The sequence below is a fragment of the Micromonospora sp. genome, from assembly GCF_048594385.1.
In the GTDB taxonomy this organism is placed as follows: domain Bacteria; phylum Actinomycetota; class Actinomycetes; order Mycobacteriales; family Micromonosporaceae; genus Micromonospora; species Micromonospora wenchangensis.
In genome coordinates, this window is the sequence record NZ_JBMDWU010000318.1 from 1 (window position 1) to 10,418 (window position 10,418).

A 10,418-nucleotide genomic window follows, 5' to 3' on the forward strand; every position below is an offset into this window, starting at 1 on the left:
CGACCACCGACGACCCGCTGCCCGCCCTGCTGGCCGGGGTGGACGTGGGCTTCGTCGGGACCACCGACCTGGCGGTGAGCCTGGGCCTTTCGACCACCGACGACCCGGGGCCGCTGTTGCGGCGTACCGGGGACATCGCCGCCGCGGCCCGCACGACCGGGACCCACCTCGGCGGCTGGGTGCCCGAGCGGTCCGCCGCAGCGCTGGACCGCTGTGGCCTGACCGACGCGCGCTACCTCGTCGTCGGTTCGGACCTGCACCTGCTCGGCACCGGCCTGCGTCGGCTCGCCGCACCCCTCTGACCCGCCCGAGAAGGGACGCGTTCACATGCTCAACCCGCAGCTCTACCGCACCTCGGTCAACTGGGACGACATCCCGGCCACCGACGTCCGGCCCGGGGTACGCCGCAAGGTGTACGCCACCGACGAGGTTCTCTTCGCCTGGCACGAACTGGCCGTCGGGATGGACCTCAACCCCCACCACCACGACGACTTCGACCAGTTGGTACTGATCCTCGGCGGCCGGTGCAACTACTACGTCGACGGCGTGCCGCACCCGATGGGGCCGGGCTCGATGCTGCTGGTGCCGCGCGGCGCGGAGCACTACATCGAACCGACCGAGGGCCCGTGCATCAACGTGGACGTCTTCGCCCCGCCCCGGGCGGACTTCCTGCCGCACGCCTGGCGTCCCGGGCAGGGCTGACCGGCGATGACCGACATCGTGGTGGTGGGCAGCCTCAACGTGGACGTGGTGGTGCCGCTGCACGAGCTGCCCGCCCCCGGGCAGACCGTGCTCGGCGCGGCCGACCACCGGCGGGCCGGCGGCGGCAAGGGCGCCAACCAGGCCGGCGCCGCCGCCCGGCTGGGTCGCCGGGTGGCGATGGTCGGCGCGGTCGGCATCGACGCCGACGGCGACTGGCTGCTCGGGCTGATCGCCGCCGAGGGGGTGGCCACCGAGGCGGTGCTGCGCGCCCCCCGGCCCACCGGGCAGGCGATCGTGCTGGTCACCGCCGACGGCGACAGCACCATCGCGGTCAGCTCGGGGGCGAACATGTGGCTCGCCGCCGAGCACCTCGGCCCGCTGCGTGACCTGCTCGGGTCGGCGCGGGCGGTGCTGCTGCAACAGGAGGTCGACGCGGCGGTGGTGGCCGAGGCGGTCCGGCTGGCCGAGGGGCTGGTGGTGCTCAACCCGGCACCGGCCCGCCCGGTCGACCCGGCGACCCTGGCCCGGGTCGACGTGCTGGTGCCCAACCGGGGTGAGCTGGCCGCCCTGGCCGGTGCGCCGCCGACGGACGCCGGGGTGGACGGGCTGGCCGCGATGGCCCGGTCGCTGGGCACCCGGGGGCCGGTGGTGGTGACCCTCGGCGGTGACGGCGCGCTGGTGGTGACCACCGACCGGCAGTGGCTGATCCCGGCGGAGCGGGTCGACGCGGTCGACGCGACCGGTGCCGGGGACACCTTCTGCGCCGCCCTGGCCGACGCGCTGCTCGACGGCGCGGCGATCGACGAGGCGGCCCGGTGGGCGAGCCGGGCGGCAGCGGTGACGGTCACCCGGCCGGGGGCGATGGAGGCCGCACCCCGGCGGGTCGAGGTGCCCACCGCCGCCTGAAACCCCGCCCTGCTACGCCGGCCGGCGCGTCCCCGCCCGGTCCGGCTGCCGCCTTGGCTTGCGAACCTGCCGCCCGTCGCATGCTGCCTGTCGGCGACGGCGCGGCCCGGCTCCGGCCGGCTGCGCGCTGCCCCCGGCCTGTCCCGGTCGGGGGCAGCGGCGTGGCACCGCCGCTGCACCGGTGGCGTGAGCTGTCCGGCCCGGGGCGGCTCGGTGCCGCCCCGGGGCCGGGCGCGTCAGGGACCGGCCGGCAGGGCCGGTCGGCGGTGGCCGGTCAGAAGTGGGCCGGGAAGTCGGCCTTGCGGATCAGGCAGTGGATGCCCTTCACCCCGTCGACGACCTGGCTCACCTCGAAGTCGCCGGCGGCGCTCAGGTAGGCCAGTGCGGTCTGCGGGGGCATGCCCTGGGTGCGGACGAGGAAGTCGACGGCGGCCCGGACGGCCCGCCGCATCGCCTCGTCGAGGTCGCTGTGCAGGCCGACCGGTAGCCAGTGGGTGGCGGTCTCGCCGAACGGCCCGTCGACGGCCCCGAGCAGGCCGGCGGCCTGCGCCCGGGGGATCACCGACAGCCGCAGGGTGGCCCGCAGCGGTGCCTCCAGGGCGGTCAGCGCCACCTCGCCGTCGCCCTGGGCGTAGTGCGGGTCACCGGCGTAGAAACCCGCCCCGGGTAGCTGTACCGGCAGGTAGAGAGCCGAGCCGACCTGCAACTCGTTGATGTCGAGGTTGCCGCCGAAGGCGCCGGGCGGCACCGAGTGGACCGGCTCGTCGGTGTCCACGGCGACGCCCATCAGCCCCAGGAAGGGGGCGAGCGGGAAGCGGGCCGCCCGGCCGTCGCCGTACGGCAGGGTGCCGAACAGCCGGCCGCCGTGGTGGATCACCTCGGTGAAGTGGCTGACGGTGCCGTACTCCCGGGGGCCGTCGCCGTCCGGGCCGGTGTCGGTGGGGGTGAGCGGGTACTCCCCGGGCAGCGCGCCGTAGCCGTGCCGGCTGCTGATGAAGCCGTACGGGGCGCGGACGAGCAGGTCGAGCACCTCGATCCGGAGCAGGTCGCCGGGTTCGGCCCCGGCCACCGTGATCGGGCCGGTGACCACGTGCGGGCCGTCGGCGTCGTAGTCGTGGGCCACGTCGGAGGCGGCCAGGTCCCGGGCGTCGGTGAGCACCTGGTCGCTGGGCACGTCGAACTGCTTGAGGAAGCCGACCGGGTCGCGGCCCTGGTCCTCCAGGATGCCCTCGTGGCTGAGCGTGTCGATGGTCACGGTCTCCCCGGAGCCGACCCGGAGCACGGGTTCGTGCCGCCGGTTGGGCAACCGGCCCCACAGGCAGGTGTCGGGGGTGCTCGGCAGGTAGTGGGTTCCACCGATCGGGCCATCGTGCGGCTGGAGCATGACATCCTCCGGAAGGGGTGACACCGGCTGGCGGTGCGACGGGACGGCGCTGCCCGGTGCGGGTGGCCGGCGGCCGGCGACGGGATGCGCGGGCCGCGTCCGAGGGCCGGCGATCGGGGTCGGGCGGATCGGCCGGGCCACGTCGGATGCAGGGGATCGTGACCGGCGAAGCAACCGTTGCGTGTTGCGTTCGTATTAACAGCGAGTAACCCGGTGTCGGAGTCTGCCCTGCTCTTGACAGTTGCCATGGCCGAGTAGCAGCATCGTGTAGCGAGATGCTGTCTCGCATGACGTAGAAGGCGGTGAGGTGATGGCGCAGCAGACGCCGGTACGTCCGCTCGGTGCCACCGGTGACGGCGCGATGATCGACGAGGACTGGGAGGCGCTGCGGTTCCGGGTGCACCGCTCGGCGTACCGCGACCCCGAGGTGTTCCGGACCGAGATCGACCGGATCTGGAATCACACCTGGCTCTATCTCGGCCACGAGACCGAGATCCCGAAGGCGGGTGACTTCAAGACCCGCACCCTCGGCGGTCGACCGCTGATCTTCTGCCGGGACGCCGGGGGCCAGGTGCGGGCGTTCTTCAACGCCTGCACCCACCGGGGCACCGTGCTGTGCCGGCACAGCGAGGGCAACACGAAGTTCTTCCAGTGCTTCTACCACGCCTGGGCGTTCAGCAACTCCGGTGAACTGGCCGCGCTGCCCGGCGACGACGCGTACCCCGACGACCCGGCCTTCCGGGCGTCGATGGCCCTACGCCAGGTGCCCCGGCTCCAGATCCACGAGGGGTTCGTCTTCGTCGCCTTCGACGCGGACGTCCCCGACCTGCTGACCCACCTCGGGCCGGCCGCGCACTACATGTCGCTGACCGCGAAGATCGGCGAGCACGGCATGACCACCCTGCCGGGCGTGCAGCTCTACAGCGTGAAGGGCAACTGGAAGCTCGCCGTCGAGAACGCGATGGACGGCTACCACTTCGCCCCCACCCACAACACCTTCGTCGGCTACCTGCGGGAGACCGGGTTCGCCGTCACCGACGACGACCAGTACGCCTACGACCTCGGCGGCGGCCACGGCCTGCTCGTGCTCACCGGGCACAACGGCCGGATCGGGATGGTCTGGGAACCCCGCTTCGGCGACGAGGAGAAGACCCGCACCGTCGCCAAGCGCCGCGAGCTGGAGGCCCGCCTCGGCCCCGAACTCGCCGCCGAGGTGGCCGACGCCAGCCGCATCCTGTTCGTCTTCCCCAACCTGCTGCTGTTCGACCTGGAGGCGCTGACCATCCGGCAGATCGAACCGGTCGCCGCCGACCGCACCGACGTGCGGGCGTGGCAGTTCGTCGAGGTCGGCGAGCCGGAGTCGGTCCGCGCGCTGCGGATCAAGACGATGGTCAGCTTCGTCGGGCCGGGCGGCCTGGCCACCCCCGACGACATCGAGGCGTACGAGGCGGTGCAGCGCGGCATCACCGCGACCGCCGACTCGGTCGACCCCGCCCACGACTGGAGCGACATGTCGCGGGGCATGGCCAACGAGAAGCAGGGCAACCAGGGCCGCTCGATCGACGAGGGCGCGATGCGCAGCTTCTGGCGGCGCTGGGCCGAGAAGGTCGGGGCGAGCACCAGCGTGGCCGGCGACCCGCCGGCCGGTACGCCCGCCGCCGGACCCGCCACGGGGGGTGCGGGCAAGTGAGCGCGTCGACGACGGCAGGCAGCCGTGGGGGAGTGGTCAGTGTGGCATCGCGCGAGGTGACCCGGGCCGAGGTGGAGGAGTTCCTCTACCGGGAGGCGCAACTGCTCGACGAGTGGCGGCTCGACGAGTGGCTGACCCTCATCGAGCCGGGGGGCCGGCTGGAGGTCCCGACCACCGACTGGGCCGGCTGGGACGCCACCACCGCCGGGTACTTCGTGGCCGACGACTACGAGCTGATCCAGGCCCGGGTCAAGCGGCTCAAGAGCCGCAAGGCGCACGCCGAGAACCCGCACTCGCGGACCCACCGGATGGTCTCCAACGTGCTGCTGCTGGAGGCCGGCGCGGAGACCGTCTGGATCAGCGCCAACTTCATCATCCACCGGTACCGCGACAACGGCGCCTACACCTACGTGGGCCGCTACGAGCACGTGCTCAAGGTCGACCCGGACGGGCTGCGGTTCCGGCTGCGCCGGGCCGTCCCGGTGATGGAGTCGATGGACCCCGGCGCCCGACTCAGCTTCATCCTCTGAGCCGGCCGCCATGATCACTCACATGCTGGTCTTCCGGTTCCGCGACGACCTGCCGCCCGGCGCGGCCGAGTCCGTCCTGGCCGAGCTGGAGACCTTCCCGAGCCGCTATCCCGCGATGCGCAACTGGCGCAGCGGGGTCAACGTCAGCACCCGCGACACCAGCATGACCCACGGCTTCGTCGTGGAGTTCCCCACCGAGCAGGACCTGCTCGACTACCTGCACAGCGACTCGCACGAGCGGTTCGTCCGGGAACGCTGGCGGCCGGTCATCGAGCGTCAGGCCATCGTCAGTCTCCCCACCGCCGGGGACGCCCAGCCCATCGAGAGGGGTCACAGATGACCACCGAGGCCACCGCCCGCCGCCGTGGGCCCTACGGCATGGAGTACGCCCGGATCGAGGTGCCCGACCTGGCCGCCTCCATCGAGTTCCTTCAGTACCACGTCGGGCTGCAACTGGAGCAGCACGACGACGAGTACGCGTTCCTGCGTGCCGACCTCGAACACCACAGCATCGAGCTGGTCGCCGCGCCGCAGCGTACCGAGTCCTGGACCACGGCGGTCGGGTTCAGCGTCGAGAACGACGCCGTCCTGGACGACCTGCGGGAGCGGGTCACCGCCGCCGGGCACGAGGTGTTCGAGCTGGCCGACCGGGTCAAGGGCCTGGTCCAGCGGGGCTTCGCCGTGCGCGACCCCAACGGGCTGATCGTCGAGCTGTTCACCGAGTTCCAGGAGTACGCCGAGCCGCCGCTGATCGAGCTGCGCCCGCTGGACCTGGTGCACCCGTTCCTCGCCACCGACAAGTACGACGAGACGCTGGCGTTCTACACCAAGGTGCTCGGCTTCCTGGAGTCCGACCACGTCGGCGACGTCACGGTCTTCCTGCGCAGCGAGGACCGCTACCACCACAGCCTGGCGATCCAGCGCAACAACGAGTTCTACGTCGCGCACCTGTGCTTCATGATGAAGAGCTTCGACCACGTGATGCGCGGCCGGGCACGGGCCCAGTACAAGCAGGTCCCGATCGCCTCCGACCTGGTCAACCACTCGGCGTCCACGTCGATCGCCTTCTACATGCACGACACCCGGCACGGGCCGCGCTACGAGCTGTGCGACAGGCACCGGGTGTTCACCCCGGAGGAGCACGAGACCCACCGGGCCCGCCGGATGGCGGTCGACCCGCGCAACATCGACGTGTGGCGTCCCGCCGCCGACGACTGGGCGCGTTTCTGACCCGCGCCCCCGTCAGGACCGGCCGGCGGGGTGTCGTACCCGCCCGCCGGTGAGGGGTGCGAACGCGGGGTGGCCCGGTCAGGGGGCCACCCCGCCTCCCATCCCGGGCCCGGCTGAGTCCGGTGTCAGGTGTCCGGGCGTGTCCAGCCGCGTCCAGCATCCCACTCCCGTCCCACCGCCCGTTGCGAGGATTGCCGTCCGGTCGGCCCATGGTCCGGCCGACGGGTCCTCTCGTGATGGGAGTGGTGAATGTCAGAACGTGTCATCAGTCGGCCGGACAGGAAGAGACCGAGCCGCAGATTCCTGCTCGCCATGGCACTCGTCGCAGTGTCGTCGGTGGCCTTCGTCCCGACGGCCGCGGCGGCGGGGCCGGTCGACCGGCCGGCTGGCCCCCGGGGTACGGCGGATCCCGCCCGCGCCGACGGCCGGGCAGTCCCGGCGTCCGCCGCTGCCGTCGCCGGGTCGGGCCGGGCGACCGGGGCGGCGGACATGGCCGAGGCGATCGCCGCGCAGCGGGGCATCAGCCGCGACGCCGCTGAGAAGCTGCTGCGCACCGAGGACGCCCACGTACGGCTCGCCAACCGGTTGACCACCGAGCTGGGTGCCAGCTCGGGCGGCGCGTACCTGTCCGACGGCGCCCTCGTCGTCACCGTCACCGACGCCGCTGCCGCCGCGAAGGTGACCGCTGCCGGCGCGAAGGCGCGCCTCGTCGCCCGAGGGGAGCGGCAACTGCGGACGATCCAGCGGACGCTGGAGGCCGCGGCGAGTGAACCCGGCACGACCTGGGGGGTGGACCCGGCGACCAATCAGGTGGTGGTGAGCCTGCCGGCGTCGGGAGCGAAGAACGCCGTGCAACGCTCGGCGGCGCGCCGGTTCGGCACGGCGGTCCGGTTCGAGACCGGCACCGGCCCGATCCAGCCGAACGTCGGGATTTCCAGCGGGGACTCGTTGGGTGGCTGCTCGGCCGGCTTCACCGCCACCGACTACACCTTCAACTACATCATCACGGCCGGCCACTGCACCCAGGGCTACCCGCACTGGACGCTGCCCAACGGCCAGGACGTCGGGCCGTCGCTGGAGAGCAACTACCCGGAGGACGACTTCGGCCTCATCTGGATGAACGGTCCGTCGGTCTGGGCCACCGGCACCATCAACCTGTGGAACAACACCAGCCGCAGCATCCACGGCTGGGCGACGGCCGTGAGCGGGCTGTCGGTCTGCAACTCGGGCAGGACCACCGGATTCAGGTGCGGCTCCGTGCTCAAGACCAACGTGACGGTCAACGGCGCGGGCGGCACCGTACGTCAGATGATCGAGACCAACATCTGCACCCTCGGCGGTGACAGTGGTGGGCCGCTCTTCGCCGGCAACACCGGGTACGGGCTGAACTCGCACGCCAACCGCAACGGCAGCCAGTGCAACTCCACCCCGCGCACCTGGCACCAGCCGGTGGGCGAGGCGATCAACACGTACCAGGTCGTCATCTACGGTGCGCCGTGACGTGCGGCGACGAGCAGAGGAGACAGCGATGAGAACCGCACTCACCCGAGCCGTACGCCTCACCGCCGCGGCCGTCATGGCGACGACGGTGGCCCTCACCGTGGCCGTCAGTCCCGCCCAGGCGGATCTCTGGCAGCACACCGACGGGTTCGAGAGCAACCCGGCGGCGGTGTGGGAGTTCCACCGCTCCGGTGCCGGGAGCGGTGCCTTCGAGCTGGGCGCGGGGAGGGCCCACTCCGGTGCGAACAACGCCATTCTCACGACGTCGGCCGGCGGCTGGTCCGGGGTGGGCAAGCTGCTCACCGTACGGCCGCGTACCGCCGGGCACAACACCACCTGCGGCGGCGGGTTCTTCGTCCAGGCGGTCAGCGGGCCGGCGGTGCTCAACGTCGAGGTGATCGATCCCGCGACCTGGAACTACCTCGCGCTGCGTACCGTCCGGATCACCGACACCGTCTGGCGACGGCACGACGTGGCGAGCTACGCCAACGGCCCGAGCCAGGTGTTCGTCCGGGTCTCCCTGCTCGGTGGCAGCGGCCCCGTACGGGTGGACGACATGGCGTTCCAGTGCACCTTCTTCAGTAACTGAGCAGGTCGACGACGGCGGGGCCGGCGCGCGTGGCGTCGGCCCCGCGACGCCTGCGCGGGCTGCGTCGCCGTGCTGGTGCGCGGCCGGACGCCCTGTCGACGCGCCCCCCGGGCCGGTGCGGTGCGGGTTGTCGCGGCGTCGCCTCAGGGCAGCGGGACGAGGTAGGAGTCGACCCGGGCGATCAGCCCGTCGCGGAAGGTGAACAGGTCGTTGAAGGCGAAGCGGAACGGCCCGTGGTCGACGCTGACTCCCCGGCCCTCGCCCGTGACGACGACGACCGGGCCGTCCTCGTGCACGCGGTGGACGTCGAGCGTCGGAGTGCCGGTGAACGCCGGGTTCTCGATCTCCCCGTCGAACTCCGCCCTGCCGTGGGTGGTCCGGTGACCGTGGATGACCCACTCGACGTCGTCGGTGAGGGTCGCGAGGATGCGCGGGTGGTCGCTCGTCCGGAACCCGGCGAAGTATTCCGCGACGAGGTCGCGTTGGGTCTGTGGCGTCATGGTTGCTCCGTCGTCACGTGGTCGGGTGCCGGCGTTGGGCCGGGCTGGCGCAGGTGTGCGGCGAGGGCGTCGAGGATTGCGGCGAGCCCGTCGACCGCCTGGGCGGTGCGTAGCTCGGGGGGAAGCCGTCGCTGGTGGACGGTGAGGTCCGTGCCGTCGGCGGCGGGGCGGAGGGTGACGCTCGTGCGTAGGCCGGTGGCCGGTTCGTCGAAGACGAGTTCGTGCGGTGCGGTGACGCGTACGTAGACGAACCGGAGCCGACGGGTGCGGCCGTCCGGCGCGCGGGTGTCGAGCGCGAACTCTCCGCCGGGGCGCAGGTCGACGGTCACCGACCCGGATGGCACGGTGGCGTGCGAGCCGCCCCAGAAGGCGGTGATGCCGTTCGGCGAGGTGAAGGCGGCCCAGACCCGCTCGGGCGGCGCGGCGAGCCGCCGTCGGGCGATCAGTTCGTCACCCCGCAGGTGCGCGTCGGTCACCGGGCCGTCCCGTCGTCGGTGAGGTGGTGCTCCAGGGCGTCGAGCCGGTCGTTCCAGGTGCGCCGCTGCTCGTCGATCCAGGCGCCGAGCAGCGAGAGCTGATCCGTCCTGAGGCGGCAGGGGCGTCGGGTGCCCTCGCGTCGCTGCTCGACCAGGCCGCAGCGGCGCAGCACCCCGACGTGGTGCGAGATCGCCTGCGGGGTCAGGTCGAACGGCGCGGCGAGCTGTCCCACCGTGGCGTCACCGTGGGCGAGGCGGGCCACCAGGGCGCGCCGGACCGGGTCGCCGAGCGCGGCGAAGGCCGCGTCGAGATCCGGACCGGGTGCGACGGGTACGGGGGCGGCGGTCACGGCTCCACGATAACGCAAACAGTCGTTTGCGCAAGCGATCACTTGCTGATGGGTCGCCCGGGTGCCGCGGCGGGCACCCGGCGTCGCGCCGGCCGGGCGAGCAGCAGCACGACCGTCAGGACGGCGGCGGCGACCGGTAGCCCCCAGGGCCGCCGGGCCGCCGCCACGGTGAACGCGACCGGGCGACCGGGCACCGCGATCCGGCCGTCCACCTCGTACCGGCCGAACGGGGCCGCGCCGGTGGGCACCGCGACGTGGTACTCCCGGGTCTGCCCGGCGGCGATGGTGCCCAGCGCCGGGGCGGCCACGATGGTCCGGGCCCGGCCGGGCGGCCCGACGGTGAGCTGCAACGGCGGGTCGGTGACGTCCTGCGCGCCGGGGTTGTGCAGGGTGATCCGGACCGCGAGTTCGCCCGGCAGGCCGAACCAGCCGCGCGGCCCGGACCGGTCGACGGCCCGCACCGCCACCAGGGTCAGCCCGGGCGGGGCGGTCGGCGCGGCGGCCGGGGCGCTCACCCCGGCCAGCGTCAGGTCGGCGATGGCGGTGGCCGTGCCGGCCGGC

The 10,418-nt window shown here is 73.0% G+C and carries 13 protein-coding genes and 1 pseudogene; 9 read left to right on the forward strand and 5 right to left on the reverse strand.

Annotated features, from left to right (window positions below):
• The 3 genes from ACOJTC_RS17125 to ACOJTC_RS17135 all read left to right on the forward strand — a co-directional run.
• A partial coding sequence (locus ACOJTC_RS17125; RefSeq protein WP_420117632.1) for a hypothetical protein occupies positions 1-302 on the forward strand: 302 nt, incomplete at its 5' end.
• Positions 303-327: 25 nt separating this feature from the next.
• A complete protein-coding gene (locus tag ACOJTC_RS17130) occupies positions 328-702 on the forward strand; it encodes a cupin domain-containing protein (protein ID WP_088647236.1) in 375 nt (124 codons plus the stop codon).
• Between the two features lie 6 nt (positions 703-708).
• Entirely contained in the window at positions 709-1,608 is a 900-nt protein-coding gene (locus ACOJTC_RS17135; protein ID WP_420117633.1) for a ribokinase, read from the forward strand.
• 274 nt (positions 1,609-1,882) lie between these two features.
• On the opposite strand, the gene ACOJTC_RS17140 is transcribed toward ACOJTC_RS17135, so the two are convergent.
• Entirely contained in the window at positions 1,883-2,992 is a 1,110-nt protein-coding gene (locus ACOJTC_RS17140) for an acetamidase/formamidase family protein (RefSeq protein ID WP_420117634.1), read from the reverse strand.
• 310 nt (positions 2,993-3,302) lie between these two features.
• Here ACOJTC_RS17140 and ACOJTC_RS17145 point away from each other — a divergent pair, with 310 nt between their 5' ends.
• The 6 genes from ACOJTC_RS17145 to ACOJTC_RS17170 all read left to right on the forward strand — a co-directional run bounded on the left by ACOJTC_RS17145 (position 3,303) and on the right by ACOJTC_RS17170 (position 8,531).
• Positions 3,303-4,682 (forward strand): aromatic ring-hydroxylating oxygenase subunit alpha, encoded by a 1,380-nt coding sequence (locus ACOJTC_RS17145; protein ID WP_420117635.1) that lies wholly within the window; start codon positions 3,303-3,305, stop codon positions 4,680-4,682.
• Between the two features lie 41 nt (positions 4,683-4,723).
• Positions 4,724-5,212, forward strand: a complete 489-nt coding sequence (locus ACOJTC_RS17150) for an aromatic-ring-hydroxylating dioxygenase subunit beta (RefSeq protein WP_158224284.1) — start codon at positions 4,724-4,726, stop codon at positions 5,210-5,212.
• A 22-nt stretch (positions 5,213-5,234) separates the two neighbouring features.
• Entirely contained in the window at positions 5,235-5,552 is a 318-nt protein-coding gene (locus ACOJTC_RS17155) for a Dabb family protein (RefSeq protein WP_302744364.1), read from the forward strand.
• Positions 5,549-6,442, forward strand: coding sequence for a VOC family protein (locus tag ACOJTC_RS17160; RefSeq protein WP_088647651.1), 894 nt, complete (start codon positions 5,549-5,551; stop codon positions 6,440-6,442). Before ACOJTC_RS17155 ends, ACOJTC_RS17160 begins: the two co-directional genes overlap by 4 nt.
• A gap of 312 nt (positions 6,443-6,754) precedes the next feature.
• Positions 6,755-7,942 (forward strand): S1 family peptidase, encoded by a 1,188-nt coding sequence (locus tag ACOJTC_RS17165; RefSeq protein WP_420117636.1) that lies wholly within the window; start codon positions 6,755-6,757, stop codon positions 7,940-7,942.
• A 28-nt stretch (positions 7,943-7,970) separates the two neighbouring features.
• Positions 7,971-8,531: a hypothetical protein gene (locus ACOJTC_RS17170; protein WP_420117637.1), complete on the forward strand. Its 561-nt coding sequence runs from the start codon at positions 7,971-7,973 to the stop codon at positions 8,529-8,531.
• A gap of 143 nt (positions 8,532-8,674) precedes the next feature.
• Here ACOJTC_RS17170 and ACOJTC_RS17175 read toward each other — a convergent pair whose 3' ends face one another.
• From ACOJTC_RS17175 to ACOJTC_RS17190, 4 genes and pseudogenes are all read right to left on the reverse strand, one after another.
• Positions 8,675-9,031: a nuclear transport factor 2 family protein gene (locus ACOJTC_RS17175; protein WP_420117638.1), complete on the reverse strand. Its 357-nt coding sequence runs from the start codon at positions 9,029-9,031 to the stop codon at positions 8,675-8,677.
• The gene (locus tag ACOJTC_RS17180) at positions 9,028-9,507 is read right to left on the reverse strand and encodes an SRPBCC family protein (RefSeq protein WP_420117639.1); all 480 of its coding nucleotides are present in this window, start codon (positions 9,505-9,507) and stop codon (positions 9,028-9,030) included. Before ACOJTC_RS17180 ends, ACOJTC_RS17175 begins: the two co-directional genes overlap by 4 nt.
• Positions 9,504-9,857 carry an ArsR/SmtB family transcription factor gene (locus ACOJTC_RS17185; RefSeq protein ID WP_420117640.1) on the reverse strand — a complete coding sequence of 118 codons (354 nt, stop codon included), beginning with the start codon at positions 9,855-9,857 and terminating at the stop codon, positions 9,504-9,506. Before ACOJTC_RS17185 ends, ACOJTC_RS17180 begins: the two co-directional genes overlap by 4 nt.
• 38 nt (positions 9,858-9,895) lie before the next feature.
• Positions 9,896-10,418 (reverse strand): annotated as a pseudogene (locus ACOJTC_RS17190) (hypothetical protein); the annotation flags it as partial.

Coding starts and splice junctions, on each gene's coding strand:
- ACOJTC_RS17130 (WP_088647236.1), top strand. CDS start 328: ATGCTCAACCCGCAGCTCTACCGCACCTCGGTCAACTGGGACGACATC.
- ACOJTC_RS17135 (WP_420117633.1), top strand. CDS start 709: ATGACCGACATCGTGGTGGTGGGCAGCCTCAACGTGGACGTGGTGGTG.
- ACOJTC_RS17140 (WP_420117634.1), bottom strand. CDS start 2,992: ATGCTCCAGCCGCACGATGGCCCGATCGGTGGAACCCACTACCTGCCG.
- ACOJTC_RS17145 (WP_420117635.1), top strand. CDS start 3,303: ATGGCGCAGCAGACGCCGGTACGTCCGCTCGGTGCCACCGGTGACGGC.
- ACOJTC_RS17155 (WP_302744364.1), top strand. CDS start 5,235: ATGCTGGTCTTCCGGTTCCGCGACGACCTGCCGCCCGGCGCGGCCGAG.
- ACOJTC_RS17160 (WP_088647651.1), top strand. CDS start 5,549: ATGACCACCGAGGCCACCGCCCGCCGCCGTGGGCCCTACGGCATGGAG.
- ACOJTC_RS17165 (WP_420117636.1), top strand. CDS start 6,755: ATGGCACTCGTCGCAGTGTCGTCGGTGGCCTTCGTCCCGACGGCCGCG.
- ACOJTC_RS17170 (WP_420117637.1), top strand. CDS start 7,971: ATGAGAACCGCACTCACCCGAGCCGTACGCCTCACCGCCGCGGCCGTC.
- ACOJTC_RS17175 (WP_420117638.1), bottom strand. CDS start 9,031: ATGACGCCACAGACCCAACGCGACCTCGTCGCGGAATACTTCGCCGGG.